This is a genomic window from Bacillus sp. JK62 (assembly GCF_053663455.1).
On record NZ_JBSJQA010000001.1, the window covers coordinates 51,584 to 78,206 of the forward strand.

Below are 26,623 nucleotides of genomic sequence, written 5' to 3' on the forward strand. Positions count from 1 at the left end.
TGCAGAGGATGAATATGAAGAGAGCGTATTACGCTATTTTATACAGCCAGACCGCTATCAACTTGGGGTTTTCACTTTATACGATGGCCGTTATCTTGTTTTTGTTTACAAAAACCGGTTCGACAGCGATGGCCTCTCTTATGACGCTCGTCAGCATTGTATGCCGCGTATTGGGCAGCGCCGTTTTGCCGCTGGTCACCGGCCGGTTCACGCTTCGTTCTTTGTTAATCAGTTCTCAATTGATACAGATCACACTGTTAGTCTGTTTGTTTTTTGTCATACAAACCGGTTCATCCGCATTCTTTTTTCTGCTGTTTTGTCTGATCGGAGGCATTTCTTTTTGCAACGGATGGTTTGCTCCGATAAAAAGCGCGTTGATTGGGGAAATCATTCCTCCTGATCGAAGGGCGAAAGCGAACGGTTTATTATCTGCGGCGGATCAGACCGTTCAGTTTGCGGGGTGGTCTCTGGGCGGCGTCATCATAGCGTTCCTGGGAGAGAGCGATACAATGATCGTCACTGTCATGTTATTGGTTTCTTCGGTGTTGGGCATCATTCTGTTTCTTCGAGTACGCATGTGTGCGCCGGCAGCAGTCAGGAAACGTTCCCTTTTTGCAGATGCGGCAAGCGGCTGGGTGTATTTATTTCAGCAAAAACAGCTCAGGGTTCTCATTGTGATGGATGTGATCGAATCGTGGGCAGGCATGATATGGATCGGGTCTGTGTCCTTGACTTATGTGCATGACGTCCTTCATAAAGGAGAGGCTTGGTGGGGGTATGTCAACGGAGTCTATTATGCAGGGACGATGATCGGAGGACTGATCATCTATAAGTTATCCGGTAAGTTTCAGCATCATCTCATTCCGCTTATGCTGACGGGAGCCTTGGCATATGGAATGTTCACGTTTATTTACGGGCTGATCACAAGCGCCGTTACGGCCCTTTTTCTGGTGCTGTGTATGGGGCCGGCTTGTGTATTACGAGATCTCACGCAGGAAACATTACTTCAAAACATCACGACCGAAAAGACACGGGTCAATATATTAGCGGCGAGATCAGCTTTAGTTCAGTTCATTTTTATGTTTTCCATTATCGGAACGGGGATTATCTCAGATGTATTCGGCGTGCGGTTTATTTATATTGGCGCAGGCCTTCTCTTATTAATTTCGGCTTTTATCGGATTTTCTCAGCTGCGAATGAAGAAAATGGTACAGAGCGGCATGTAGTGTAGTATAATTAGGAACGTACGTTCTATATCGAGAGAGGAGAGGGTAATGTGGGACATCTGGCACTGCAATTGTATGATTATCATCTTTGGGCAAATCAGCAAATATTCACCCGGCTTAAAGAGCTTCCGGAGGATGTGTACCGTAAGGAGATTCAAAGTGTCTTTCCGTCGATAGCCGGTGTATTGACTCATGTGTATCTGTCCGATAAGGGGTGGTTTGATGTGTTCTCCGGAGAGCGTCTGGAGGATACGCTGAAATCAGCTGAACAGCAAAAAGGGGACATCTTGTCTAAAGAGATAGAAGAGCTGGAAGATCTATTTTGGGAATTATCAGACCGGTATCAACTATTTTTGCAGAAGGAGGAAAATATCAGCCTCCCCCTTGAAATAGAGCATCCGTCAGGTGACATCATGAAAACCGCAGCTGCCGATATGATCCTACATGTTGTGAACCACGGAACGTATCATCGCGGGAATATAACAGCCATGCTCAGACAGATGGGGTATGCTTCTGTGCCGACGGATTACGGTATTTATTTATATATAAACAAAAAGTAAACAAGACAGCCCACGCGGCTGTCTTGTGATATCCGTAAAAAAGCCAAATCATATGAGTGATTTGGCTTTTTCGTTTGCTATGCCATGTTTTGCAGCCGTTCTAAACTGTTTTTCCAATTCGCTTCAAGCGCTGTAAAAGCAGCGGCGGCATCTTGCTGTTCTAATGCGTGAATGATATCAGAGTGTTCATTATATGATCTGTTTAAAGCGCCGTTTTCACTGAAATAGCGGATTTCCAGTCTCTGAATTTTGACTTTCAGGCTTACAAGCAATTTGTGAAGTTCAGCGTTGTCCGCAAGCAGAATGATGCGATGGTGAAATGCATTATCCGCTTCCAGAACGGCCATTTTATCGCCGTCTTTCATCGTTTGAAGAAGATTTTCATTCAGCTGTTTCAATTCTTGAATCACGGCATCGTCCATACGCGGGAGGGCTTGCTGCAATGCGAGTTTCTCAAGCGTCCTGACGATGGAATACAAGTTTTCCGCTTCTTTTAACTCAATCGGAGCGACAAGCGTCCATCTGTTCGCTTTTGTTATCACCAAGCCGTCATCTTCCAGCCGCAATAAGGCTTCCCGTATCGGGGTGCGGCTGATTCCCAATGTTTCCGACAAATCCTTGTCCTTTAACTTTGTTTCCGGTTTGAGCTTGCCCGTTATGATCCAGTTTCTGAGTGTGCGATACACTTCGTCCCGCATGATGGTTCTTTTCAGCACAGGTTCTTTGTTTTGATTATCCAATGGAACACCTCATGAATCGTAGTATACATATTGGCATTTTACCACAGACCGGGCGCCGGTTAGAAATGAAGAGGGACATCTAAGAATGAATCGAACCGAGATGCTTCATCTCAATATGCTGAAAGTCAGCGGAGCCGCCTTCAGAAAAGAGCGTGATTCCCTGATCTTCGTGTTTTGGGAACACTTCATTTGTCAAAACGGTTTTTCCGTCGTCTGCAAATACTTCAATACTTGTTTTATCTACGAGAATTTTCAGATGGACGCGTCCTTTGTTTCCGTCAAATGGGGCTTTGCTTTCGACGTATGCGCCGGTTTTATCAGGCTGGTCTGTAAACGATCTGTTCACATAGGCACAGCCGTCTTCTGCTGAAATACCGACATCAATATGCCGGCTTTGGTCTGCTGATTCTCTGAGTCTGACGCCTGCATTTTTGATATCTGACCAAGCGATATCCATATCAAGCTGATATGTATCACCTTTGATCGGCAGTGTCTCTGAACCGTTCACCTGTTTGTATTCTATGCTGTCAGTTGAAGAGGTTAATTGGTTCAATGCTTCAACCGGCTCTGACACAAGGCTGTATGTGCCGCCGTCCTGCTGCTGAAGGCGGATTTCACGGACGATAGAATCTGTGCCGTTAAAGCCGTTTTTTAGTGTCGGTGTTTCATTCGGATAATCCCAATTGTTCATCCATGCCAGCGCATAGCGTTTTGTCAGCGGATCTTCGCTATTACCGTCTTCAAATGTGACGCCGCCGTACCAGTCAAAGCCGTAATCGAGCCATTGCGGTTCTTCTTGATCGGCGGTAAATTCCTTCCCGTCAAAGTTTCCGGTCCAATACGCGTACGTATTCGGTTTGCCTGCGGGTTTGCCGTTTGCGCTTGCGCCCAGAACCCATTTGGCTGTTCCGTCATCTGCACGCATCATATAAAGGTCGGGGCATTCGACGAGGCCGATCTGCTGAGTGATAAAGCCGCCCGTGTATTTCCAATTTTTTAAATCGGGTGATTCATAAAAACCGATTTTTTCTCCTTCGGCCATGGCCATCACCCATTTGTCATCCTGTTCATCCCAGATTACTTTCGGGTCCCGGAAATCCTTAGTTCCCGGGTTTTTCATAACGGGCTGATCACTATAGGAAGTAAACGTTTTTCCCTTATCCGTGCTGTACCATAAATATTGTTCCTGGGCTTTTGTTTTGGCAGTCGGCTGCGTTGTGACGGCGACCAGCGCGTTTTTGCCGAAGCCCGCCGTGTTGTGTTTATCAATGACGACAGAACCGGACCATATATCGCCGTTTTCGTTGGTGTATTTCGGAATAGCCGTGCCTTCGTCCGTCCAGTGCACCAAGTCCTCTGATACGGCGTGCCGCCATTCTGTGCCGTTGCCGTTCGGGTAATCCCGATTATAAAGATAGTAGTAATGATATTTCCCCTCGAAAAAAATGGGCTTTTGAGGGTCGTTTTTCCATTTGTCCGGGGTCGTAAAATGATACGCCGCCCGGTAATCCTTCTTATGCTCCGTGTTTGTGTCAGAGGAATTGTGGGTTTTGTTCGGCAGTAAGCCGACAAACAGGAACGCACCCAAAAAGATCAATATTACAACGGGCCATTTTCGAGCCATGATTGAGTTCACCATCTTGTTGAGAAATAAAAGAAAATGCCAATGAAGTATCGGCATTTTCTTTTTGTTGTTATTAGTTGTTAACCGTAAGCTGTCCTTGTTCAAGGATGCTGTTTTTAACAACGGATGTTTTCTTGCCTTTGATGTTCATTAAGAAGCTTGGCGCAAATGTCGCCTTTTTATCCTCAAAGAAGCCTCTGTTTGTCATGTAGCTTGTGATCACGACATTGTTGCCTTTGGCTTGCGGCACTGCGAAGTGAGAGTAAGTGAACGTTACATCGTTAGGATCAAGACCCATTTGCAGGACAAGACCAGTTTTGTTCAGCGGCTTGTAAGGACCTGTTAAAGAGTTTGATACATAACCAAGCATGTAAATATCGTTTGAGTTAATACCGTCGATCGTCATTTTTGAACCGCGTGAATCAGTGAACAGGTACCATTTGCCGTTCATTTTGAAAACATTCGCGCGCTCGATTTCATCAGTTACCGTGTTTGAAGTGATCAGCGGCTTCATGACTTTTTTCAATGTGTAATCATCGTTTAACTCTACCATACCGAGGGCGCCGTTCGCTAATTCAGCATCGCGTTTTTTAGCGCTTTGCTGAAGCTTCTGACTTTCTTTACGGAAGAAGTTTGTGCTGCCGCCGTAGTACGCTTTGTTAAATAAAGATTCTTCGCCTTGGTATCCGTTTTCTGTTCCCGTGTTGGCTTCGAATACAAGGTATTTATGGCCTTTGTCTTCAACGTAGTGAGGGTCTCTCAGCGTATGGTTGTCGCCGGATGTATAGTTCCCTTCATCGATAAACTGCTGAACGTTTTGATATGTTTTTCCGTCGCCGTCAAAAATCGTTTTATGATCTTCCACTCCGTTGATCTTGAGCGTGTCATCAGATTTTGACACATTTACCTGCGCCGTTGTCAGGCTTTGTTTGCCGTAATGTTTACCGGAAAAGTCAGTGTAGAATAAACGGATTTTTCCGTCAGATGTAAAGGTTGCAGAACCGGACCATTCTTGTGTCTGTTCTTTCAGGATTTCATCGTTGGCGTCGAACTTATCGCTGTCTTTAAAGACACGGCCCGCGTTTTTCCAGCTGTCGATCGAGTTGTCGCCGACTTTTTGGTAAAACATGTAGATGGATGTGTCATCAGCGTCTTTCGGGCTTCCGGCAAGAGCAAACACGACGTGATAGCCATTGTATTCAGCTACTGTTCCGTCAGCGTTTTGGAGCGGCCAGCTGTCCCACACATCCAATCCTTTCGCGGACTCGATATTTTTAATTGTTGATTGGTCGAATTGAGGCACTTGGTATTTTTCACTTTGCTGCTGTTTAGGGATCTGCAGCATATCATGGCGTGTGATATGAGAGACGCCGTACGTTTCTTTGTAAGGTTTTTGGGTATTTTCTTTCGCGAAGGCTTGAGTCGCTCCCCCTGCCAGAAGTGCAGTCGTAAAAGTTAGAACTGTGGCTCGTTTTGCAAATTTTTTGATGTTCATGTTCATGTCTCCTTTTGTATGTACCTTTTTTTGCGATCTGCCGATTCGATCCTCCTGCATTCATGGATGGCAGGTTTGTTACAGAAAAAAAGACCTAAAATATGTATGGGGTGACGCCAAAGAATACACTTTGCCCTTAACACATTTTAGGTCTTGCCTGCTTTATCAGTAACAATCCTGCATGATTTACTTGTCGACATCATTCTATTAGACTCTGATTCTATTGACAACTGGTCTATTTTCCTCTTTTGGATGATAGTAAAATGAAAAAAGGCCTTTTAATATATGGGTAATTGAGACTAAGGGGTGCTCTGGGCCTAGGAAAAAACCTCTCTAAAAAAGAGAGGTTATTTTTTCTTGATAGATAATAAAGCGATGGTGGCTAAAATCAGCAAAGTACCCAGCCATTCTGATATTCCGAAGGGAACATGCAGCCAGATAACAGCTAAAAAAGCTGCCGACAGCGGCTCTGCACAGGCAAGCAGGCTGGTTTCAGAGGCACTCAGATATTTCAGGCTTTCCAAGTAGCAATAAAAAGCGATGAGCGTTCCGAAAATGATGATAAACACAATCGCGGCATATGCAGGAAAGGACCACTCGCCTTCAAATGTCCAGGGCGGGCGGATCAAGCTGAGGGCGGCTCCGCCGATCAGCATGCCCCATCCGACAACAATGGCGGATCCCCATTTCTTCAGCAGACGATGCGGCTGAAGGGTGTAAAACGCCAGTGCAAACGCCGAACTGATTCCCCAAAAGACGGCCAGACCCGATATGGACAGGCTTCCGGCATTCCCGTGCGTGACCAAAATGAATGTGCCGGCAACCGCCAATAAGACGGCGAGCAGTTCTTTTCCCGAAGGAATTCTCTTTGCGCGAATCGCTAAAAAGCATGTAATGATCGCCGGCCCTAAATACTGAAGAACGGTAGCAGTTGCCGCGTTGCCGTACTCAATTGCCGCGAAGTAGGTGTATTGAACGCCTAACATTCCGAAAATCCCGAATAAAAGAAGGGGAATTCTGTCCCGTCTGTCTTTCCAAACAGCCCATATCCGTCCTTTTTCTTTGCGGTACGCGATTCCGAGCAGAAGCGCCCCTGACACCAGAAGGCGCACCGAAGTCAGCCATTCTGTATTAAAATGGCGGTGCTGGAACAGATACTGGGCAACCGTTCCCGAGACCCCCCATAAGATAGCTCCTGTAAGCACAAGCCAAATGCCTGTTGTTCGTGAATAAGAAAGAGCAGCGTGTTTTTCCAGGATAGACACCCCCGATTCTGATGTTGTGATAGCAACTTACAATAATTAGGAAAACGAACGTCTTACATGTGATATATTATATATTGTATATTACCAGGCGTCAAAATAATTTTCGGAGAAAGCGCTTACTAAATGGCTGTCTGATGAACGAGCTGTAAAAAAAACACCCCGGCTGGTTGCCGGGGTGTCAGGCTGTCGAGATTTTCTCGACAGCCTCAAGCAACCATTTCGGTTGCTTTTTTGTTTCAGCGTTTTATATTGAAGGATAGTTCGTGATCTTTCAATGCATCCCCACTATTACCCTCGATATGTCTAATCTTCAGTTTGAAGTTTTTATTCTTTTCAAATTCTGACTTCTTAAGCAAGAATACTAAATATTTATCGCCTCTTTGCCCGCTCTTAACATCCCCAGAATCGCTCTCTAACGAACCTTGGTTCAAATAATGCATAGCATCAGTATCTAAAAATGCACTAAATTGATTGATTGGTAATGAATCACTTGATCCGTTTTTGACTGTCATCTTGACTGTAACTGCAACAATGTCTTCATTGCCGAAACCTCTGAAAGAGTTTTTGAATGAATCAGTTGGATCTAATTTTGTAAATTGTACGCCTGTCAATGTAAGCTCAATATTATTCTGAGACTGTTTCTCGTTAATTTCATTTTTCTGTTCCAGTAACGTTTTTTCAGCAATGTTTTTGGTAACAATCTGATCATCAAAGAACTTGTTATCACTTTTTTGTTTTTTAGCGGAAGCACCTGATAAAGGTAAATCAACGATTTGTTTTTCTCCCAAGTGTTCTCTCATCATAGAATCTTTAGAAGCATTAGAGACTACCAGTTTTGATTTTTCTTTAACAAGAATTTCATATTTTTCTTTCGATAATTCATATTGAATGAATCCAGTTTTAGATTCCCCTTTATCGTAGTATGCTGGATTACTTGGCGTACCATCTTTTTTAGGCTTTACCCTGTCTGTTTCATCAACTAAACTGACGTCCGGTTGTTTCGTATTGTATTCATCTTTCCCCTGAACTGCCGGATTGTTGAAATAAGCCTTGCCGCCTGTCTGGTTTTCTACAGTGGCTTTAAGTGTTATTACATATCCTTCTTTATCTCCGTCAAAACTGTACGGCTCGTTTTCAGGATTCTTCACATGAACCACTTGATACTGAGATACCTTGAATTTAAATCCATCGAAGTTCAGATCGATTTTCGGATCTGCGTTATTGAAAATGACATCTGCTTGCCCTTTAGTTGAATCTGCAATATAAGAATTCAAAACACCATTTTTTGCAGTATCGCCGCTTGAACTCTCCGAAGATGTTTTATCTGTAAAAGAGGCATTATTTTCTTTACTCTTTGATTCAGATTGTGATGTTGTTTCGACTTTTTTCTCAGCTTTCTTTGTTGAACCGTCATCATGATTACCGCAAGCAGATAGTAATAATGCAGTTGAAAGAACAGAAATTACCCCCATTTTTTTCTTCAATTTCATAATCCTCCTATGACAATCAAAATAAAAAGCTACTGTTCGGATCAGTAGCTCAAACTATAATAATCAAGGTTAAAAAATCTTATCCGGTCATCAAAATGATCTTAATACATGGACATAAATTTATAATTTACAGTTTTCTTAGTGCCCGTGTTGGTAAGTTTGAATCTATAACTCGCAGAGTAGCTTTTTGATGCCTTGTTATAATACATACTCGTTTTCCCTTTTTTCTTAGCGTAAAATGTTTTTACATTTTTCCAACCTTTACTTGTCTTCTGTTGAAGAACAGCTTGGATTTTTCCACTTCCTGATCCATTAGCTGTTAAGAAACCAGACACTTTGCCTTTATAATATGGATGGAATACTGGAGTATATGTGTAATTTTTAAAAGAACCTGAATGCCAGTATTCAGTCCAAAGTCCACCTGTTTTTTTCCAGTCTTTAGCTTGTGCTTTGTTATTCGCAAGGTCAACGGCTGTAAAGCTTGTCAATGCAATAACCAAAGCGGCTAATATCATAATTAACTTCTTCTTCATTAAGTAATACCTCCTATGTCAATATGGTTCATTAATCATCACTTTAAATATAATAATAGTAATCAGAAGATTTTACATCCGACTAAAATACTAAAATTTGGAGATATTTACGTATTTTCGGACGGAAAATGACAAAAGACTCGTTTCTTTAAGTCTGTTTTTGCATTTCGCCATAGGTTAACAGTCGTTAAATTTGAACCTTCATCTCTGGTATGTGGTTATATTGGTCTAATCATGGTGTTAAGGAAAAAATGCTGCGTTATTGCGGATCAATTATAGAATTCCCCTAGATAAAGCTGGAAAAAGGCTTTTTCTCTTGTATTTGCTGTCGAATTACCGTTCTGTTATTTAATCATGTTTGCTTTTTAAACCGCTCAGAAACGAATCTGAGCACGTTTAGAGGTAGTCCTTCCAAACCATTATCTTAGACTCTATCCTTAAAAAAGGCTGTTGTCTATGAGATCCGGTCACTCCACAGCATTCAGAACAGCGGCACTTTTCTAAGTTCCCTTCTGCTCCATAGCGCTATTTATTGCTTTAAATGAAAACCCCCTAATGATATGGCTAGGGGGCAATTCTTAGAAAAACAAACGCCTCACTCTTGATATACTACATATCAAAATGTGAGGGATGAGCGCTTACAAAAAAAGACCGTAAAAAAACACCCCGGCTGTTTTCCGGGGTGTGTTGGTTATTCTGCAATCGCGTCTGTTAAAACAGGAACGACTTGTTTCTTTCTGGATACGACACCTTTTAAAAGAGCCGTGTTGTTTTCTAACGTCACGTTGAATGCTTTTTCAACTTTTGACGCTTGATCACCGATGGCGAGCGCAAGGGAATCGTTTTCTAAAATATCCGTAATCACGAGAAGGAACAGGTCAAGGTTCTTCTCAGCAATGACTTTTGAAAGAGCCGCTTCTAATTCCGGCTGCCGCTTTTTGACATCTTCAATATCAACTGTGTTGACTTGGGCGATTTCGACTTTTTTGCTGCCGAGCGTGAACTCTTTCGCATCAAGAGAAATCAGTTCTTCCACAGTTTTTTTGCTTAAGTCGGCGCCCGCTTTCAGCATGTTTAAGCCGTACTCTTCCGCATCTACGCCGGCAATTTCAGCAAGCTCTTTTGCCGCTGCGATATCTTGCTCCGTGCAAGTCGGAGATTTAAATAACAGAGAGTCGGAAATGATTGCTGACAGCATGAGGCCCGCAATTTCTTTCTCGATTTTCACGTTATTTTCTTTGTACATTTTGTTTAAGATCGTAGCCGTACAGCCGACCGGCTCAGCACGATAGTAAAGAGGTTCCGCTGTTTCGAAGTTGGCGATACGGTGGTGGTCGATCACTTCAAGAACCTGAACGTCTTCGATATCCTTGATGCTTTGCTGGCGTTCATTGTGGTCAACAAGGATGACGCCGTTTACTTCGTTTGCGGCTGTTTCCACCAAACGCGGGCTTTCCTGCTTGAAATAATCAAGCGCGTATTGTGTTTCGCCGTTGACTTGTCCAAGGCGGACGGGCTCAGCATTGAAGCCGAGTTTATTTTTTAGATCAGCGTAGGCAATGGCAGAGCAAATGGTATCTGTGTCTGGGTTTTGATGTCCGAAAATAAGAATTTTTTCCATAATAACTCCTTGTCCTTTTTTGTAGTGTAAACAATCTTTTTATAGTTTAACACGTCTTGCGGAGGGTGTAATCTTCAAAACCTTAAAAATTGATGTGAAAAAGAAGCATTTTTGTTGAGCGGTGAGGAGGATTGCGAGTAAAATACTGGGTAAGTCAGATGCTAATCAGCATATAGTATCAAAAAAGGTACTATGGAGGATGAATTATGAACATATATCCGAATAAAGAAGGTTGTCCGGTTGAACTGACGCTTTCCGTTATCGGCGGAAAGTGGAAGGGTATTTTGTTTTATCATATGATCGGCGGAAAAAAGCGGTTTAATGAGTTTCGGCGCATTTGCCCCAGCATTACGCAGCGTATGCTGACGCTTCAGCTTCGTGAGCTTGAGGCGGACGGCATCGTGCATCGCGAGGTATATCAGCAGGTGCCTCCAAAGGTGGAGTATTCTCTTACCGAATTCGGCAGGTCGCTGGAACCGATCGTTTTGCAAATGAAGAAATGGGGAGATGCCAACAGGGAGTTTCTCGAGACATACCGGGAAAAAACGTCGCCTCAAGATCAGTCCGCTCAAAAATAAGAAGCAGCAAAGGATTAAATTCCTTGCTGCTTTTTTTTATTTCATCGCGATGGCCTTTCTGGCGTTGCGCACATCATTCTTCAGCAATTCGCTCAGGTTGTAAGCCGGATATTGACCGCGTTCTTCCATATACTCAAAGACCATTTGATGCCACTTGATAGCCGCGTTTAAGTGCTTGACGAAAACATGTCTTAATTGGGGTGTGGCCGTCTCTGTAATGGCTCCGGCGTAATTGCGGACAGACGTTTTGGCCATGATCAGCAGGCCGCCGCTGTAAAAGGAGGAATCAGCGCGCTCTTCTGTTTCATCCTCACGAAAAGCGGGAGCTTCAGGGAAGAAAGGAAGCAGTTCACGCAGATTTTGTTCCAGCGAATGGATGGAAAATCTGTAAAGCTGTTTTAATCTGGCATCGCTTACGTCCCGCTCTGTTCTTTTTAATTTCACAAGTCCGTTTGCCTGGAAAGCCACTAACTCATGCAGTTCTAACGTTTCATGCCATGCTAATGTTCTCCGCTCGGTCATGGTGTAAGAATCTCCTTTATCCTTCATTTTCACTTTCAGCATATGCCCCGGTCCCGATGTTGTTCCTGATGTTTTGAAGTTTCCAGAAAGGGAAACTCAATGTAAAGGAAATACGAAATAGAGGTGAAACTATATGTGGGACATGATAAAGAACTTCTTCCTTTTCAGCAGCGGGGTTTTACAGGCGACCACTCTCTTACTTATCGTTATCGTCTTGTTATATGTACGAAAAACCAAAAAGAAAAACAGAGATACTTCTGGTTTCATGGATGATCAGGATCACTGATACAACGGGCATTCTTTCACTGGGATGTCCGTTTGTCTGTTTTCATGTTTCACATGGAACATTGCGGCTGTCCGCGCTCATTTTACTTGCGATTTCGACTTATGTTAAAATATATACGTGTATTTTGGAGAGTTTATGGAAAATTCAGGTCTTGAAAGAGACATTGCGGCGTCAAAAGAGCAGTCGTCTAAGCTGCTCTTTTCTATTCGTATGTTCGAATGATACAAGGTTTGAGGTGAGTAAGTGAAAAATACAAGGGCTCTAATAGAAGGCGCCATTTTGATCAGTATTTTTGCAATCATTTCCCTTTTGGTCGTGTACCTCCCTTTACTGGGGGCAATTCTTCTCTTTGCTTTGCCGCTGCCGATCATTCTTTACACCATTCGGCACGGTCTGAAGCCCGGGGTATGGATGGGGCTTGCCAGCCTTCCTGTCAGCTTTATTGTAAGTTCGTTTACCGGGCTTACAGGCGCTTTTACGGCTGCCTGTACGGGAATCGCCATGGGATATTATTTTAAAAAGAAACAGCCCGGCTATGCGGTTGCTGCCGGCGCTATGGCGTATGTGCTGTGCGGCGTCGTTTTTTTTGTGGTCAGCATCGTGTTTCTTAATATGAATGTGATCGATACCACCATGTCCCAGCTTCGGGAGTCGCTGTCTTTAGCAGAAACCATGTCAAAGCAGCTCGGTTACGGAGATCAGTTCGGGAAGCAGATCAAGCTGATGGAAAGTCAGCTGAGCACGGTTCAATATCTTTTTCCGACAGTGCTCGTATTGACCGGCATCGTTTTTTCTTTCCTCAGTTATGCTATGGCAAGGCCGCTTTTACGGCGATTTTCCCCTGATCTTCCGAAGATGAAGCCTTTTAGAGAGCTCAAACTCCCGCAAAGCGTTGTCATTCTGTATTTTATTGTGACGATATTAGGGTTTCTGCCTTTAGAAAAAGGGCATATGCTGTATTCGGTTTCATTGAATGGGGGATTTATTCTCAGCTTGCTGATTTGTATTCAAGGATTAGCGTTTATTTTTTTCTATTGCCGCGAAATGGAGATGCCGAAAGCCGTTCCTGTTTTAGCAATTGTGCTGGGTGTGCTTTTTCCGCTCATCTTGTCCGTGTATCTCCTCTTAGGCATCATTGACATAGGCTTTAACATAAGAAATAAGGTGACGCGAAATTGAGTGTGACTTACAGGTGGGGAGTTGATAGAAATGCCTAGTTTTTATGAAAAACCGTTGTTTCGGTATCCCATCTATGCATTGATTGCATTGTCAATCATCATAATCCTCATCAGCATTTACTTTAACTGGCTGATAGGAGCCATCGGCGTTGTGCTGCTCGCCGTGATCCTGTTTTTCATTAAGCGTGCGGATTCTCTGATCAGAAAAGAAATTGACGATTATATCTCCACGTTATCGTATAGATTGAAAAAAGTAGGCGAAGAGGCATTAATGGAAATGCCTATCGGGATTATGCTGTTTAATGATCAATATTACATTGAGTGGGCGAATCCGTTTTTGTCTTCCTGTTTTAATGAAAGCACACTCGTCGGGCGCTCGCTGTATGACACATGCGAGGCCGTCGTGCCGCTGATCAAGCAGGAGGTCGATTCGGAAACGATCACCTTGAATGAGCGGAAGTTTAAAGTAGTGATTAAAAGAGATGAGCGCCTGCTTTATTTCTTTGATGTGACAGAACAGATTCAAATTGAAAAGCAGTACGAAAATGAGAGAACCGTGCTGGCATATATCTTTTTAGATAACTATGATGACGTCACACAGGGGCTGGATGACCAAACGAGAAGCACGATGAACAGCCAGGTCACCTCATTATTAAATGCGTGGGCGCAGGAGTACGGCATTTTCCTGAAACGGACGTCCTCTGAGCGGTTTATCGCGGTGTTAAATGAACACATTTTAACGGAGCTTGAAAACGCGAAATTTTCGATTTTGGATGAAATCCGAGAAAAAACATCCGTTCATACTGTATCTTTGACCCTCAGCATCGGGATCGGCGCATCGGTTTCTTCTTTGAAGGAGCTTGGAGATCTGGCGCAGTCCAGCCTCGATTTGGCTCTCGGCCGCGGAGGCGACCAAGTGGCGATCAAAATGCCGAACGGCAAGGTGAAATTTTACGGCGGCAAAACAAATCCGATGGAGAAACGCACAAGGGTGCGCGCCCGGGTGATTTCTCACGCGCTCAAGGAGATTGTCTCAGAAAGCAGCAATGTCATTATCATGGGGCACAAGTTTCCTGATATGGACGCAGTCGGAGCCGCAATCGGAATATTGAAGGTGGCGCAGGCCAACGGCAAAGAAGGCTACATCGTCATTGATCCGAACCAGATCGGATCAAGCGTTCAGCGCCTGATTGAAGAAATTAAAAAATATGAAGAGCTGTGGTCGCGGTTCATCACGCCGGAAGAGGCGATGGAAATTTCAAATGACGACACGCTGCTTGTCGTCGTTGATACACATAAACCGTCCCTTGTGATGGAAGAGCGTCTCATGAACAAAATCGAGCACATCGTTGTGATTGACCACCACCGCAGAGGCGAGGAATTTATTAAAGACCCGCTGCTCGTTTATATGGAGCCATACGCTTCATCCACCGCAGAACTCGTGACGGAGCTGCTTGAATACCAGCCGAAGCGGCTCAAAATCAATATGATTGAAGCGACGGCCCTGTTAGCTGGTATAATAGTGGATACGAAGAGTTTTTCCCTTCGCACGGGCTCGCGGACGTTCGACGCCGCTTCTTATTTGAGAGCGAAAGGCGCAGATACGGTTCTGGTGCAGAAAGTTCTCAAAGAATCCGTCGGTTCTTACATCAAGCGGGCGAAACTGATCCAGCATACGGCTCTTTATAAAGAACATATCGCGATTGCTTCTCTGCCTGAGAACGAAGAGGAGTACTTTGACCAGGTGCTGATTGCGCAGGCGGCTGATTCCCTCTTATCGATGAGTGAAGTGGAAGCTTCATTTGCGGTAGCCAGACGGGATGAGCATACGGTGTGCATCAGTGCGAGATCGCTGGGCGAGGTCAATGTGCAGATTATTATGGAGGCGCTGGATGGCGGAGGGCATTTAACCAATGCGGCAACCCAGTTATCGGGCATTTCTGTCTCAGAAGCGCTCGTCCGGCTGAAGGAAGCCATTGATGAATATTTTGAGGGAGGCGTTCAGAGATGAAGGTTATTTTCTTACAAGATGTAAAAGGTAAAGGAAAAAAAGGCGAAATGAAAAACGTAGCAGACGGTTATGCACATAACTTTCTCATTAAAAAAGGCCTCGCTGTCGAAGCAAATGCGACAAACATCAGCGCATTGAAAGGACAGAAAGAAAAAGAGAAAAAAGAAGCGATTGCCGAGCTTGAAAGAGCGAAAGATTTGAAAGAAACGCTTGAACAGCTGACTGTTGAGCTGAGTGCCAAATCCGGTGAAGGCGGCCGTCTGTTCGGATCTGTCACAAGCAAGCAGATTGCAGAAGCGCTGCAAAAAACGCATAAGATTAAAGTGGATAAACGGAAACTGGAGCTCCAAGACGGTATCCGCACACTGGGATATACAAACGTTCCTGTAAAGCTGCACCCTGAAGTTCAGGCTGTGCTGAAGGTTCACGTAAAAGAAGAAGCGTAATACACAATGAAAAACCCGCCGATCCGGCGGGTTTTTTTTTATGTCAGCAGACGGCGCAGCGCAAGAAAATGATGAGATTGTTTCATTTCCGATCGCTACCAGATTGCATATTATATTACATCATAACGAAGGATGTGTCGGTATGAAACGATTTTTTTCTGAAACATATTTTAATAATCCGGAGAATAAAAAGGCGCTGGAGCACTATCCGCTGATCGGAGACGGAAAAGACGGGGAAGTCTACCGCTTAACACACAACAAATGCATAAAATACTTCTTTGAAAAAGGGACATGCAAGAAGGAATTGGCGGCTTTAAAGACCGGACAAGGTTCCCCGGTGATTCCAAGACTGTATGAATACGGAGATCGTTATATTGTGATGGAATATGTCCAAGGCACCTCTCTTGCCCGCCATATCAGAAAAGAAAAATCCCTGTCCGTCAAACTGACTGCTGATATTTTAAATATGCTGGATGAATTAAAAAGAATCGGTTTTACCAGATGGGATGCCGAAATCAGGCACATTCTGATTAACGAACACGGAAATCTTAAAGTCATCGACCATAAAAGAGCTTTTTCCGCCATTACCCGGTTTCCCGTAAAACTATTAAAAGGACTGGACAAATACGGCTTGGCGGATGAGTTTTTGAACACTATAAAAAAATTAAATCCGACACGTTACCTGGAATGGCAGCCGCACATGTAAGTTTCTGAAAATCCGCATATGTAAGTTTCCTTTTTTTAGGGTCGTCATATGATATTTGTAACATTTGTTTGGTGGAGTGTGGAAAAAATGGCAGAATACATTATGGTTATCGGCGCTCATCCCGATGATGAACTATTGGGAGCAGCGGGCACCATAAAACGGCTGATCAATGAAGGATATAAAGTGATTTCCATTATTACGGCATTAGGAAGAAAAGAAGAAGCTCATCATATTAAACAATTAGGCGAACGCGCGAATCAAGAGCTTGGAATTGAGAAAGTCATCTTTTTGGAGCATACGAATTTAGAGCTGGAATGTATCCCGCTTCATAAGCTTGTCAAAGAATTAGAGCAGCTCATTCGCGTCTATCAGCCTGATAAAATCTTTACACATCATTACGGCGATATCAATATGGACCACCAGAGAACATTCCAAGCAGTTTTAACAGCCGCCAGACCGCTTCCGAATCAAAAGCCTATCGAACTGCTTACGTTCGAAACGCTATCTTCAAGCGAGTGGGAGAGGAATACGGCTGATAAACTCTTCAAACCTAATTACTTCGTTAACATCACAGACACAATGGATGCTAAACTCGCGGCGCTTCACCACTATGACGTAGAAATGAGGGATTACCCTCATCCCCGTTCATATGAAGGCGTTAAACATTTAGGAAGAGTCAGAGGGATGACGGCGGGTGTGGAATACGCTGAAGCTTTTGAAGTCGTGCGGAGGATCTGGAAATGATCAAGACATTTTCCGTCCCGTATCCGTATATGGTTCAGACGCTTGACCGCTACTACGGGGTCAAAACGCGCCCTCAAAAAAAGGCGGCAGTAAAGACACAGTTGAAACATGAACATCATATTCCGCGGTTATACAGGAAAAAAAAGAAGTTATCCATTTTGATTGCCACGTTTTGGGACTACCCGCACACGGGCGGTTTATCAAACTATATTAAAACGCTTAGTGAAGGCCTGAAGAAGAGAGGTCATAAGGTCGATGTCATCTCCCCTAATCTGTTTCCGTCCGCACAGGTAAAAGAACTGCGGGCGGCTGTTGTTCCGAAGTTAAAAGATTTCTTTAAGGACAGATATGGGGATTATAACAATCATATTTTGAAAAATAATCGGCTGATGTTTATATACGAGCAAATGCTTCAAAAGATTCATTTGGAAAGATATGATGTGTTTCATGCTCAAGATTTATTTACAGCCAATATATTAGGCAGATTCAATCAAATCTATAAGAAACCTTTATTTTTCACACCGCATGGCATGTTTACTTTCAACAGACTTAAATTTCATATCTTTAAAAAAGGATCGGTAGAAGAGTTTTATTATAAAAAACTAGAGATGAAAGCCATTGAATACGCAGATCGCCTGATTATTATCAGCGATACGTTCCGCAGCCCGCTCATGAAGCTCGGAGCCGAACAGGAAGACATGACAACGGTAATCACAGGAATCGATTACGATGCAAAAACAGGCGGGAAAAGAAAAATCCCGCTGCCGAAAAATAAGATCATCATCTCGTGTATTGCAAGATTAGGCCCGAGAAAAGGACATAATCATTTGCTTGACGCACTTTCACGAATTCCGTCTGATGTGCTTGAACATGTTCAAGTGCTGATCGCGGGCGACGGAGAGATGAGGAGCGCCTTAGAGGAACAGGCTCGAAAACTGAATCTATCTATGGTCTCCTTTTTAGGAAAAAGAGATGATGTTCCCGCTATTTTGAATATGACGGATATATTCGTACTGCCGACCATTAATGATAGTCTGCCCATCTCGATTATTGAAGCGATGTTCAGCGGCTCGGCTATCATTGCGACCGATTGCGGGGGTATTCCGGATCTGATCCGCCATAACAAAACGGGACTTATTGTCGAGCCGGGAAATGCAAAGGTTCTTGCCCGGGCTTTAGCGTTTTTTATCACTAACAAATCTGCGCGGGAGAAGGCTGCTTCAAACGCAAAGGCCTACGCGGAGAAATATTTAAGCAGTGAGACGATGATAAAAAATATCGAATCGATTTATCAAAATACCAACAGCTCGGAGGGAGATCATGAAACATGAACATGCAGCCGTTGTACTTGATTTCAGTGCAAACGGGATTGGGATCATTCGCAGCCTGGCCCGAAGAGGAATCGATGTTTACGCGTTTGACACGGAGGGACCTTATCGTATCGGAAAATCAAGATTGGCAGATTGCGGGATATGTCCCAGCCCTTTAACACAAGAGGAAGAACTGCTGACATTTCTGACTGATTTCGGGAAGCGATTCCAAGCAAAGCCGGTTCTGTACGCAGGATCTGATGATTATGCGGGATTTATATCTAAATTCCGCGAGACATTAGCCGGTTTTTTTTTATTTTTGCTCCCGAGCCGCTCTCTGTTAGAAACGGTCTTAGATAAAAGCAAAGCATATGAATTAGCGGTCAAGCATAACATCCCCTGCCCGAAAACCTTTTTTCCGAACAACCGGGATGAGCTGGAAGAGGCCATCGCCAATATTGACTTCCCGTGTATTTTAAAACCGGTGGCCGGCCATGAATACAGAAAAAAAGTAAACAAAAAAGCAATTGTAATGAAGGATGCCGCACAATTGCGCAAGGAGTTCAGCTCCTACAGAGAAAATGGAGAACTGCTTGTGCAGGAGATCATCCCCGGAGACAACCAGTGTTTTTATAAAGTCGCCACTTTTTATGATGACCAAATGAAATTAATGGGCTTATTCTCTCTGCAAAAGAACCATCAATTCCCTGCTGATTTTGGCGCGGGGGCCCACGTCGTCAGCAAACGGCTTCCTGATTTAATCGAGAAGACCCTGCCGTTTTTTGAAGCGATTCAGCTGAAGGGAGTAGGCATGGCGGAATTTAAAAAGGATCCCCGGGACAATGTTTACAAGTTTATCGAAATTAATCCGCGCTTTTGGCTCAGCCATAGCCTGACAGAACCGGCAGGCATTCATTTCGTTTACATGTACTATCTGTATTTGACCGGACAACAGGTGAAGCCCCAGCTCGAACAAAAAGACGGAATCAACTGGATTTATGAGGTGCGTTATTTCTTAACGTTTTTGAAGAAACGAAAAAGAGGAGAAATGACGTTCCGGGATTTTTGGAAAGGATTTAAAGGAAAAAAAGAGTACGCTCTTTTTGCTTGGAATGACCCGATGCCATTTATCAGAAACACTTGGTCTCATCTCAAAAACAGCTGGAAACGGAAGCGGAAGGAAGATCGGCATGTATGAAAAGGATCTTTTGTATGACGCATTTCAAAAACTGAGAATTGACGAAAAACTGTCGTATTCGTTCGGTGAAAGGGCCGCGGTGAATCCGGTTGACATCACATGCCTGAAATCAACAGACAGAAGCGCCATTTATAAACTGTTTGTAAAGAAAAAATCCGGCATTGTTCCGCTGATATTGAAGGTGTATAAATCTTCCCGTGAAAAAAACAAGGTCGAGATTAATATATACGGGAAAGCCCGTTCTGTTTTAGGGGATTTGCTGCCGGACATCTATCTTATAGAGGAAAGTGACCATGAAACGTGGATATTTATGGAGTTTGTCAGCCAGATCAGAGGACAGCTTACATTTCACCCAAAGCATTTCAAGTATATTATTCCGTCTGTCGCGGAACTGCACAGCCGCACCTTTGAAAACAAGACTATTTCTGACGGTAAATGGCGGTCGTGGCTGCCGGTATACGAATCGGAAACCATGAGAAAAGGGCGTAAAAAGCAGATCAAAAAGACAGCGGAATTATTGGATAGAGCTCTTAAAGATGAGCGTACAAAAGATATCGTGAAGCCTCATTATCGGCAAATCACAAACTTGCTGGAGCAGGCGGAGCCGGGTTTTTTCCCTGAATTGATCCAAAACGGCTCAGCCATCACACACGGTGATCTTCATATGCAGAATATCTGCACCCACGATGCGTCCGGACATGAACCGTGGGATATTCAATTCATCGATTGGGAATCCGCAAAGTACGCGCCGGTTTGGTTTGATATGACGGTGCTGGTCGAAATTCTGCTCGGCTTCAGAAAAGATTGGAGCCGGCACGCAGAAGATATTCGGACGTATTGCGTAAAAGTGTATACGAAAGAAATGAAAAAGCGTGGCATGCATTTTCAGACCCCTCCTATGACGCTTTATAAAATGGCTTATTTGCAGAGAACACTTGAGAAAGGGCTTCATACCCAATTGCGGAGAATCTTCGACAATCGGGGAGGAGAACTGCTGCCGTATCATGTTGACAAAGTGTCAAAATGGGGACGGGAATTAGGATTATAAGTTTAAGAGAGGGGGAGCGGATTTGAAAGAAGAGATCGGCAAGCCGAACGGTCTGGTGCCTCTTGCCTTATTGCGCGTCATGGATCAATTTTACGGGATCGAACATCAAAGTGAGCCGGAGATGCTGTATTCGTTCTGTGCGGAAGGAAAAAGCTCCCCCAAACGAAAAAAGCCATTGCGTATTCTGTACGCAACCTTTCTCCGTTACCCGAATGTCGGAGGACTGGCGAGTTATATCACGTCAATTAAGACGGGTTTTGAGCGCATCGGTCATCAGGCGGATGTCATCTCGCCGCTCCAAATGCCGCCAGCTTTTTTTCAGGAAGATATCCCGCGGGCCGCTGACGAGATCAGAGCGTTTCTTGTTGGCAGATACGGCGCCGCAAACGAAAAGTTTGTGAAGAATCTCAGCTATTTACATGTCTTTCAAAGATTTTTGAAGGAGAAAGACTTAGAACAATATGACCTGTTTCACGCGCAGGATTTATTTGCGGTATTTTTGCTGGGATACCTTAATCAAACGTATCGGCGTCCGCTTTTTTTTACGCCGCACGGACATTTTACGAAAAGCCGGATGAAGTTTCATAAAATCCAAAAGGGTTCAATAGAAGAGGCATATTTCAGTGAAATAGAAAGGCAGGGTATTCGGGCTTCGGATAAAATCATTACAATCAGCGACTCCTTTCACGAGCCCTTGCTGGAGTACGGAGCGAAGGAGGCTCAGCTGACGACTGTTCATACCGGCATTGACATCCGGGATGCACCCGAGCCAAAACGTGCTGAAAAGCTCGTGATTGCGTGCGTTTCCCGTCTGACCGAGCGAAAAGGACATGATGTGCTGCTGGACGCTCTCGCCCGCATCCGGCACCATTTATCCGGAGTGGATATATGGATCATCGGAGACGGAAACATGAGAGAGTTTCTGGAAGAGAAGAGACGGAAACTGGGCCTCTCAAACGTGTTTTTCCTCGGAAAACGACATGATGTGCCGGCGCTTTTGGCTGAATCATCTATATTTGTCCTGCCGACATTGAATGATAATTTCCCCATAGCGATCATCGAAGCGATGTTCTCAGGTCAAGCCATTGTCGCAACTGACTGCGGAGGAATCCCTGAGATGATCCGGCATGAGGACACAGGGCTTATCTGTCAGCCCGGCAACAGCCGCGAACTTGCTGATGCCCTCGTAATGCTGATTACGGATCAGTCTCTCAGGGAACGGCTTGGAAAAGAAGCGCGCTCCTATGCCGGCCGGCATCTGCGTCAGGAACTGATGGTTTCAAAAATAGAAAGGATTTATCAATCATTTTTCTGAATGATACCGGCGCCGCATGGCAGGTGCTTCAAGAGCAAAATAAAGAGGCCGGTGTTTAACTATCCAGCCTCTTTCCGAGCTGTTTTTTCAATCTCATACAGAGTCTGCTGACTTTGTCCGTCCGGGCCGCCTGTCATTCCTCATAGGGCTGAGCTTGTTTTTCCGGTGCTGTATCGGTCAGCTGAGATTTTTGTGCCGTTCTTTTTAATCCATGAGACAAGCTTTGTGTTGCCTGAATTGTTTCCGGATTATAAGAAATAGTTCACTTTTCCTTCGTCAACAAGTTTTTTCAGCTGTGAGACGGTTTTACCGAAACTTTCTTCACGGAAAAAAGAGGCGGAAAGCCATCGCTTCCGCCTCCCGCACATATATATGAGAGAGCGGCCTTTATTTGTGATCGTTCTCTTTTTGGATTTCAGCTAATTTGGCAAGCAGAATGTGCTGAGGCATGTGCATGATTCTCTCAAGCGGCATATTCAGTGATTCTGCGAGCTTTTGCGCCGTTTCGGCGGAAATTTGCAGCGGTTTCATGTGATCACTCCTTCCGTTTCTTTATTGTACTAAAATCAGAAATCTATCGTAAGAGGATATGACAAAGGAATGGAGGTTTGAAAAGCGGGGCTTTATAACAGAATGGGGGAGGTTTTTTATGCAATCGCCATTGATGTTATTACAGCTGAAGCTGGCTGATTATCAGAAAAAAGCCGCAGAACTGCGGACAATTGACGAATTTATCATACTGAAACAGACATTGCAGGACATGATGAAAGTATTCGCCGCCTGTGAAGAATGGGAGCTGTATCAAAAAACGGCCGATCTCATGGCGCAGACGGTGCTGCACATCCGTTTCATCGAATAAGGAAAAGCCCTCGCTCGGGCGAAGGCTTTTCTTAAAAGGACCGTTCTTCTTCAATGTTTTTATGCTGATCATAAATGACAAGCTTAGACGGGCTGTTCTCTTTCGCCGTCTGCTCCGCTTTCTCGATCGCCGCGTCCTTTGATGTATAAAGAGCCGTCGGCGCCACATTTTCCACCTTCACAAACCATCCGTCCGCATCAACACTGGGTGTTACAGCATATGTTTTCATCCTTCTTACCTCCCGGTTTCGATTTATTTATTTGTTTCCCGGCATTCGGAACGGCAAAACACATAACCCTCTCCTCCAAATACAGGGAAAGTGATATTTTTCTATTCTTTTTCATGAGAAATGGTAAAATGGAGTTTGGATATTTTTTAAGGAGAGGACGGTGCTTAGCATGACAGACCTTTTGAATGATCGGCTGCCGCCGCAAAACATAGAAGCTGAGCAGGCCGTGTTAGGTGCTGTTTTTTTACAGCCGTCTGCGTTGACACTGGCTTCTGAAGTGTTGATTCCGGATGATTTCTACAGAATGTCACATCAAAAAATTTACAATGCCATGCTCGTGCTCGGAGACCGCGGTGAACCGGTTGATTTGGTCACGGTAACGTCAGAGCTTGCGAATACCGATTTGTTAGAAGAGGTGGGCGGCGTTTCTTACCTGACGGATATCGCGAATTCCGTTCCGACAGCGGCTAATATAGAATATTACGCGAAAATCGTTGAGGAAAAATCCATTCTCCGCCGTTTAATCAGAACGGCGACCTCGATCGCTCAAGACGGGTATACGCGCGAGGATGAAGTTGAAGATTTATTAAGCGATGCGGAAAAAACGATTATGGAGGTCGCGCAGCGAAAAAATTCGGGCGCCTTCCAAAATATTAAAGACGTGCTTGTGCAAACATACGACAACATTGAGCAGCTTCACAACCGGAAAGGCGATATAACCGGGATTCCGACCGGCTTTATCGAGCTTGACCGGATGACGGCGGGTTTTCAGCGGAATGATTTGATCATTGTCGCAGCCCGTCCGTCCGTGGGGAAAACGGCGTTTGCCTTAAATATTGCGCAAAACGTGGCCACCAAAACGGATGAGAGCGTCGCGATATTCAGTCTTGAGATGGGTGCCGAGCAGCTTGTCATGCGTATGCTCTGCGCCGAAGGGAATATTAACGCCCAAAATCTCAGAACGGGTAATCTGACGGAAGAAGATTGGGGCAAGCTGACGATGGCGATGGGAAGCCTGTCAAACAGCGGTATCTTTATAGATGACACCCCCGGCATCCGCGTCAGCGAAATCCGTTCAAAATGCCGCAGGCTGAAGCAGGAGAACGGATTGGGCATGATTTTAATTGACTACCTGCAGCTCATTCAGGGAAGCGGCCGTTCGAGCGACAACCGTCAGCAAGAGGTATCGGAAATTTCACGGGCGCTAAAAGCGCTGGCGCGGGAGCTCGAAGTCCCGGTCATCGCCCTGTCTCAGCTCTCCCGGGGTGTTGAGCAGCGGCAGGATAAACGTCCGATGATGTCAGATATCCGTGAGTCGGGAAGTATTGAGCAGGATGCCGACATCGTCGCCTTCCTGTATCGTGATGATTACTATGATAAAGAATCCGAAAACAAAAACATCATCGAAATCATTATTGCCAAACAGCGTAACGGCCCGGTGGGCACCGTCTCACTGGCTTTTGTGAAAGAATACAATAAGTTCGTAAACCTGGAAAGGCGCTTTGATGACGGCGGTGTTCCGGCAGGTGCGTAAAGCCTCAAGCAATGTCTTGAGGCTTTTTTTCATCCGAAAGAATGAGAGAATGCCGTCCGTTCGGCAGACGAAAAAAAGAAAGCGCTTTTATATAATGGCATTAAGGGAGGGATGATGATGACAATTGAATTTCCGCAATTCCAAGCGGCGCAAATCCGGATTGCCCGGCCGACCGGACAGCTCAAAGAAATCATCAGGTTTTATGAAGAAGGCCTCGGATTGAAGAGAATCGGCAGTTTTTCCGGACATGAGGGCTACAGCGGCGTCATGTTCGGCCTGCCGCATACGCAATATCACTTAGAATTCACCGAAGAAACCGGCTCGTCTCAGCCGGCGCCCGTTCCGCACGGCGACAGCCTGCTTGTCTTTTACATCCCTGATCAGCAGGAGGTCATTCGCATCAGCACGAAATTAAAGCAGATGGGATATGAGGAGAAAGAATCCGAAAATCCGTACTGGGAAGAAAAAGGCGTGACCATCGAAGATCCTGACGGCTGGCGGATCGTCCTGATGAATACAAGCGGAATATAAATGACTGTCTGAAGAACCTGGGACACGGGTTCTTTTTCATGTTAAAGTATGAAAGTTTCGGGAGTAATAGATAGCAAATGAAAGAGAAAACGCTTTTAATCAGGTTTAAGGCGAACAAATATAGAATAATAAGATTTAAACGTTCGGATTTACGATTGACTTTCTGTTTCTGCACTGATACACTTAATTTGTTTGAATGAGATATCGTTTTGAAAGGTTAACGGAGGTGCACGGATATATGTCTTCAGTAGTCGTAGTAGGTACGCAGTGGGGCGATGAAGGAAAAGGTAAAATTACAGATTTCCTATCAGAAAATGCAGAAGTGATCGCACGTTATCAAGGCGGAAACAATGCAGGACATACCATCAAGTTTGATGGCGTCACGTACAAGCTTCATTTAATCCCATCAGGAATTTTTTATAAAGAAAAAGCGTGTGTCATCGGGAACGGAATGGTTGTTGATCCGAAAGCGCTCGTAACGGAGCTTGCGTATCTTCATGAGCGCAATGTGAGCACGGATAACTTGAGAATCAGCAACAGAGCCCACGTCATTCTTCCATACCATCTGAAACTGGATGAAGTAGAGGAAGAACGCAAAGGGGCCAACAAGATCGGCACAACGAAAAAAGGCATCGGACCTGCTTATATGGACAAAGCGGCGCGGATCGGCATCCGGATCGCAGACCTGCTAGATCGTGACGTGTTTGCAGAAAAGCTTGAACGGAACCTTGAAGAGAAAAACCGTCTGCTGGAAAAAATGTATGAAACGGAAGGCTTCAAAATTGAAGATATTCTGGATGAGTATTATGAATACGGCCAGCAGATTAAAAAGTATGTATGCGATACATCCGTCGTTCTGAATGACGCGCTGGATGAAGGCCGCCGCGTTTTATTTGAAGGCGCTCAAGGGGTTATGCTTGATATCGACCAAGGGACATACCCGTTTGTCACTTCATCCAATCCGGTCGCCGGAGGGGTGACGATCGGTTCAGGCGTAGGCCCGACAAAAATCCAGCACGTCGTCGGCGTATCTAAAGCGTACACAACCCGTGTCGGTGACGGTCCTTTCCCGACTGAGCTGAAAGATGAAATCGGAGATCAAATCCGTGAAGTCGGACGCGAATACGGCACAACGACAGGACGCCCTCGCCGTGTCGGCTGGTTTGACAGCGTTGTTGTCCGCCACGCCCGCCGCGTCAGCGGAATCACAGATCTTTCTTTGAACTCAATTGATGTGCTGACTGGCATTGAAACGCTGAAGATCTGTGTCGCTTACCGCTACAAAGGTGAAGTGATTGAAGAATTCCCGGCAAGCCTGAAAGCCCTCGCTGAGTGTGAACCGGTATATGAAGAAATGCCTGGCTGGACGGAAGATATCACAGGCGCAAAAACATTGAGCGATCTTCCTGAAAATGCGCGCCATTATTTGGAACGCGTATCTCAGCTGACAGGTATTCCGCTTTCTATTTTCTCTGTCGGTCCCGACCGTTCACAAACGAACGTCATCCGCAGCGTATACCGCGCTAACTAAGAATTTGCAGCAAACAAGCCTCCGGTCATGGAGGCTTGTTTTT

Annotated in this window: 27 protein-coding genes and 1 pseudogene; 17 read left to right on the forward strand and 11 right to left on the reverse strand. The window is 44.7% G+C overall.

Annotated features, from left to right (window positions below):
- Positions 1-8: 8 nt before the first annotated feature.
- Both ACWJJ4_RS00275 and ACWJJ4_RS00280 read left to right on the forward strand, forming a co-directional pair.
- Positions 9-1,226: an MFS transporter gene (locus tag ACWJJ4_RS00275; RefSeq protein WP_454021333.1), complete on the forward strand. Its 1,218-nt coding sequence runs from the start codon at positions 9-11 to the stop codon at positions 1,224-1,226.
- Positions 1,227-1,276: 50 nt separating this feature from the next.
- A complete protein-coding gene (locus ACWJJ4_RS00280; protein ID WP_454021334.1) occupies positions 1,277-1,786 on the forward strand; it encodes a DinB family protein in 510 nt (169 codons plus the stop codon).
- A 77-nt stretch (positions 1,787-1,863) separates the two neighbouring features.
- Here the strand turns inward: ACWJJ4_RS00280 and ACWJJ4_RS00285 are convergent, their stop codons facing one another.
- The 7 genes from ACWJJ4_RS00285 to ACWJJ4_RS00315 form a co-directional block, all read right to left on the reverse strand.
- The gene (locus ACWJJ4_RS00285) at positions 1,864-2,526 is read right to left on the reverse strand and encodes a GntR family transcriptional regulator (RefSeq protein ID WP_454021335.1); all 663 of its coding nucleotides are present in this window, start codon (positions 2,524-2,526) and stop codon (positions 1,864-1,866) included.
- Positions 2,527-2,605: 79 nt separating this feature from the next.
- Positions 2,606-4,162: a glycoside hydrolase family 32 protein gene (locus ACWJJ4_RS00290; protein WP_454021336.1), complete on the reverse strand. Its 1,557-nt coding sequence runs from the start codon at positions 4,160-4,162 to the stop codon at positions 2,606-2,608.
- A 61-nt stretch (positions 4,163-4,223) separates the two neighbouring features.
- Positions 4,224-5,645: a glycoside hydrolase family 68 protein gene (locus ACWJJ4_RS00295; protein ID WP_025650097.1), complete on the reverse strand. Its 1,422-nt coding sequence runs from the start codon at positions 5,643-5,645 to the stop codon at positions 4,224-4,226.
- Between the two features lie 347 nt (positions 5,646-5,992).
- Positions 5,993-6,910 carry an EamA family transporter gene (locus ACWJJ4_RS00300; protein WP_281063059.1) on the reverse strand — a complete coding sequence of 306 codons (918 nt, stop codon included), beginning with the start codon at positions 6,908-6,910 and terminating at the stop codon, positions 5,993-5,995.
- Positions 6,911-7,146: 236 nt separating this feature from the next.
- Positions 7,147-8,394 carry a DUF5068 domain-containing protein gene (locus ACWJJ4_RS00305; RefSeq protein WP_454021337.1) on the reverse strand — a complete coding sequence of 416 codons (1,248 nt, stop codon included), beginning with the start codon at positions 8,392-8,394 and terminating at the stop codon, positions 7,147-7,149.
- A 107-nt stretch (positions 8,395-8,501) separates the two neighbouring features.
- On the reverse strand, positions 8,502-8,933 hold the full coding sequence (locus tag ACWJJ4_RS00310) for a hypothetical protein (RefSeq protein WP_025854049.1): 432 nt from the start codon (positions 8,931-8,933) through the stop codon (positions 8,502-8,504).
- A gap of 691 nt (positions 8,934-9,624) precedes the next feature.
- Positions 9,625-10,554: a manganese-dependent inorganic pyrophosphatase gene (locus ACWJJ4_RS00315; protein ID WP_004393053.1), complete on the reverse strand. Its 930-nt coding sequence runs from the start codon at positions 10,552-10,554 to the stop codon at positions 9,625-9,627.
- 206 nt (positions 10,555-10,760) lie between these two features.
- On the opposite strand from ACWJJ4_RS00315, the gene ACWJJ4_RS00320 reads away from it, so the two are divergent.
- On the forward strand, positions 10,761-11,132 hold the full coding sequence (locus ACWJJ4_RS00320; RefSeq protein WP_004393054.1) for a winged helix-turn-helix transcriptional regulator: 372 nt from the start codon (positions 10,761-10,763) through the stop codon (positions 11,130-11,132).
- Between the two features lie 36 nt (positions 11,133-11,168).
- On the opposite strand, the gene ACWJJ4_RS00325 is transcribed toward ACWJJ4_RS00320, so the two are convergent.
- The gene (locus ACWJJ4_RS00325; protein ID WP_017418488.1) at positions 11,169-11,654 is read right to left on the reverse strand and encodes a spore coat protein; all 486 of its coding nucleotides are present in this window, start codon (positions 11,652-11,654) and stop codon (positions 11,169-11,171) included.
- A gap of 133 nt (positions 11,655-11,787) precedes the next feature.
- Here ACWJJ4_RS00325 and ACWJJ4_RS00330 point away from each other — a divergent pair, with 133 nt between their 5' ends.
- From ACWJJ4_RS00330 to ACWJJ4_RS00375, 10 genes are all read left to right on the forward strand, one after another.
- Positions 11,788-11,940, forward strand: a complete 153-nt coding sequence (locus tag ACWJJ4_RS00330; protein WP_004393059.1) for a hypothetical protein — start codon at positions 11,788-11,790, stop codon at positions 11,938-11,940.
- A gap of 243 nt (positions 11,941-12,183) precedes the next feature.
- On the forward strand, positions 12,184-13,119 hold the full coding sequence (locus ACWJJ4_RS00335) for a YybS family protein (protein ID WP_063636577.1): 936 nt from the start codon (positions 12,184-12,186) through the stop codon (positions 13,117-13,119).
- 30 nt (positions 13,120-13,149) lie between these two features.
- Positions 13,150-15,129, forward strand: coding sequence for a DHH family phosphoesterase (locus tag ACWJJ4_RS00340; protein ID WP_014306180.1), 1,980 nt, complete (start codon positions 13,150-13,152; stop codon positions 15,127-15,129).
- Positions 15,126-15,575 (forward strand): 50S ribosomal protein L9, encoded by a 450-nt coding sequence (gene rplI, locus ACWJJ4_RS00345; RefSeq protein ID WP_004393063.1) that lies wholly within the window; start codon positions 15,126-15,128, stop codon positions 15,573-15,575. The genes ACWJJ4_RS00340 and rplI overlap by 4 nt, the downstream gene beginning before the upstream one ends.
- Positions 15,576-15,717: 142 nt before the next feature.
- The gene (locus ACWJJ4_RS00350; RefSeq protein ID WP_070082746.1) at positions 15,718-16,281 is read left to right on the forward strand and encodes a protein kinase family protein; all 564 of its coding nucleotides are present in this window, start codon (positions 15,718-15,720) and stop codon (positions 16,279-16,281) included.
- Positions 16,282-16,368: 87 nt separating this feature from the next.
- Complete coding sequence (locus ACWJJ4_RS00355; RefSeq protein WP_004393067.1) at positions 16,369-17,025, forward strand: PIG-L deacetylase family protein; 657 nt, start codon at positions 16,369-16,371, stop codon at positions 17,023-17,025.
- Entirely contained in the window at positions 17,022-18,356 is a 1,335-nt protein-coding gene (locus ACWJJ4_RS00360; protein ID WP_172615118.1) for a glycosyltransferase family 4 protein, read from the forward strand. The genes ACWJJ4_RS00355 and ACWJJ4_RS00360 overlap by 4 nt, the downstream gene beginning before the upstream one ends.
- On the forward strand, positions 18,346-19,533 hold the full coding sequence (locus ACWJJ4_RS00365) for a carboxylate--amine ligase (RefSeq protein ID WP_070082660.1): 1,188 nt from the start codon (positions 18,346-18,348) through the stop codon (positions 19,531-19,533). Before ACWJJ4_RS00360 ends, ACWJJ4_RS00365 begins: the two co-directional genes overlap by 11 nt.
- On the forward strand, positions 19,526-20,581 hold the full coding sequence (locus ACWJJ4_RS00370; protein ID WP_070082659.1) for a phosphotransferase: 1,056 nt from the start codon (positions 19,526-19,528) through the stop codon (positions 20,579-20,581). Before ACWJJ4_RS00365 ends, ACWJJ4_RS00370 begins: the two co-directional genes overlap by 8 nt.
- A gap of 22 nt (positions 20,582-20,603) precedes the next feature.
- Positions 20,604-21,896 carry a glycosyltransferase family 4 protein gene (locus tag ACWJJ4_RS00375; RefSeq protein ID WP_454021338.1) on the forward strand — a complete coding sequence of 431 codons (1,293 nt, stop codon included), beginning with the start codon at positions 20,604-20,606 and terminating at the stop codon, positions 21,894-21,896.
- Between the two features lie 140 nt (positions 21,897-22,036).
- Here the strand turns inward: ACWJJ4_RS00375 and ACWJJ4_RS00380 are convergent.
- A pseudogene (locus ACWJJ4_RS00380) lies at positions 22,037-22,201 on the reverse strand (hypothetical protein); the annotation flags it as partial.
- A gap of 82 nt (positions 22,202-22,283) precedes the next feature.
- Positions 22,284-22,427 carry a YycC family protein gene (locus ACWJJ4_RS00385; RefSeq protein WP_014306172.1) on the reverse strand — a complete coding sequence of 48 codons (144 nt, stop codon included), beginning with the start codon at positions 22,425-22,427 and terminating at the stop codon, positions 22,284-22,286.
- A 118-nt stretch (positions 22,428-22,545) separates the two neighbouring features.
- Here ACWJJ4_RS00385 and ACWJJ4_RS00390 point away from each other — a divergent pair, with 118 nt between their 5' ends.
- Positions 22,546-22,755, forward strand: coding sequence for a hypothetical protein (locus ACWJJ4_RS00390; RefSeq protein ID WP_015418617.1), 210 nt, complete (start codon positions 22,546-22,548; stop codon positions 22,753-22,755).
- 31 nt (positions 22,756-22,786) lie between these two features.
- Here the strand turns inward: ACWJJ4_RS00390 and ACWJJ4_RS00395 are convergent, their stop codons facing one another.
- On the reverse strand, positions 22,787-22,984 hold the full coding sequence (locus ACWJJ4_RS00395; protein ID WP_007407900.1) for a DUF2188 domain-containing protein: 198 nt from the start codon (positions 22,982-22,984) through the stop codon (positions 22,787-22,789).
- Positions 22,985-23,153: 169 nt separating this feature from the next.
- Here ACWJJ4_RS00395 and dnaB point away from each other — a divergent pair, with 169 nt between their 5' ends.
- The 3 genes from dnaB to purA all read left to right on the forward strand — a co-directional run bounded on the left by dnaB (position 23,154) and on the right by purA (position 26,580).
- Complete coding sequence (gene dnaB / locus ACWJJ4_RS00400) at positions 23,154-24,518, forward strand: replicative DNA helicase (protein WP_004393100.1); 1,365 nt, start codon at positions 23,154-23,156, stop codon at positions 24,516-24,518.
- Between the two features lie 117 nt (positions 24,519-24,635).
- A complete protein-coding gene (locus tag ACWJJ4_RS00405; protein WP_070082656.1) occupies positions 24,636-25,049 on the forward strand; it encodes a VOC family protein in 414 nt (137 codons plus the stop codon).
- A 238-nt stretch (positions 25,050-25,287) separates the two neighbouring features.
- Positions 25,288-26,580 (forward strand): adenylosuccinate synthase, encoded by a 1,293-nt coding sequence (purA, locus tag ACWJJ4_RS00410; protein WP_004393102.1) that lies wholly within the window; start codon positions 25,288-25,290, stop codon positions 26,578-26,580.
- Positions 26,581-26,623 lie beyond the last annotated feature (43 nt).

What these genes read in the sequence shown, in the direction of transcription:
- ACWJJ4_RS00370 (WP_070082659.1), top strand. Translation starts at nt 19,526, where the DNA reads ATGTATGAAAAGGATCTTTTGTATGACGCATTTCAAAAACTGAGAATT.
- ACWJJ4_RS00340 (WP_014306180.1), top strand. Translation starts at nt 13,150, where the DNA reads ATGCCTAGTTTTTATGAAAAACCGTTGTTTCGGTATCCCATCTATGCA.
- ACWJJ4_RS00325 (WP_017418488.1), bottom strand. Translation starts at nt 11,654, where the DNA reads ATGACCGAGCGGAGAACATTAGCATGGCATGAAACGTTAGAACTGCAT.
- ACWJJ4_RS00295 (WP_025650097.1), bottom strand. Translation starts at nt 5,645, where the DNA reads ATGAACATCAAAAAATTTGCAAAACGAGCCACAGTTCTAACTTTTACG.
- ACWJJ4_RS00350 (WP_070082746.1), top strand. Translation starts at nt 15,718, where the DNA reads ATGAAACGATTTTTTTCTGAAACATATTTTAATAATCCGGAGAATAAA.
- ACWJJ4_RS00385 (WP_014306172.1), bottom strand. Translation starts at nt 22,427, where the DNA reads ATGAAACCGCTGCAAATTTCCGCCGAAACGGCGCAAAAGCTCGCAGAA.
- dnaB (WP_004393100.1), top strand. Translation starts at nt 23,154, where the DNA reads ATGACAGACCTTTTGAATGATCGGCTGCCGCCGCAAAACATAGAAGCT.
- ACWJJ4_RS00395 (WP_007407900.1), bottom strand. Translation starts at nt 22,984, where the DNA reads ATGAAAACATATGCTGTAACACCCAGTGTTGATGCGGACGGATGGTTT.
- ACWJJ4_RS00275 (WP_454021333.1), top strand. Translation starts at nt 9, where the DNA reads ATGAATATGAAGAGAGCGTATTACGCTATTTTATACAGCCAGACCGCT.
- ACWJJ4_RS00365 (WP_070082660.1), top strand. Translation starts at nt 18,346, where the DNA reads ATGAAACATGAACATGCAGCCGTTGTACTTGATTTCAGTGCAAACGGG.
- purA (WP_004393102.1), top strand. Translation starts at nt 25,288, where the DNA reads ATGTCTTCAGTAGTCGTAGTAGGTACGCAGTGGGGCGATGAAGGAAAA.
- ACWJJ4_RS00315 (WP_004393053.1), bottom strand. Translation starts at nt 10,554, where the DNA reads ATGGAAAAAATTCTTATTTTCGGACATCAAAACCCAGACACAGATACC.
- ACWJJ4_RS00355 (WP_004393067.1), top strand. Translation starts at nt 16,369, where the DNA reads ATGGCAGAATACATTATGGTTATCGGCGCTCATCCCGATGATGAACTA.
- ACWJJ4_RS00330 (WP_004393059.1), top strand. Translation starts at nt 11,788, where the DNA reads ATGTGGGACATGATAAAGAACTTCTTCCTTTTCAGCAGCGGGGTTTTA.
- ACWJJ4_RS00360 (WP_172615118.1), top strand. Translation starts at nt 17,022, where the DNA reads ATGATCAAGACATTTTCCGTCCCGTATCCGTATATGGTTCAGACGCTT.
- rplI (WP_004393063.1), top strand. Translation starts at nt 15,126, where the DNA reads ATGAAGGTTATTTTCTTACAAGATGTAAAAGGTAAAGGAAAAAAAGGC.
- ACWJJ4_RS00390 (WP_015418617.1), top strand. Translation starts at nt 22,546, where the DNA reads ATGCAATCGCCATTGATGTTATTACAGCTGAAGCTGGCTGATTATCAG.
- ACWJJ4_RS00310 (WP_025854049.1), bottom strand. Translation starts at nt 8,933, where the DNA reads ATGAAGAAGAAGTTAATTATGATATTAGCCGCTTTGGTTATTGCATTG.
- ACWJJ4_RS00320 (WP_004393054.1), top strand. Translation starts at nt 10,761, where the DNA reads ATGAACATATATCCGAATAAAGAAGGTTGTCCGGTTGAACTGACGCTT.
- ACWJJ4_RS00405 (WP_070082656.1), top strand. Translation starts at nt 24,636, where the DNA reads ATGACAATTGAATTTCCGCAATTCCAAGCGGCGCAAATCCGGATTGCC.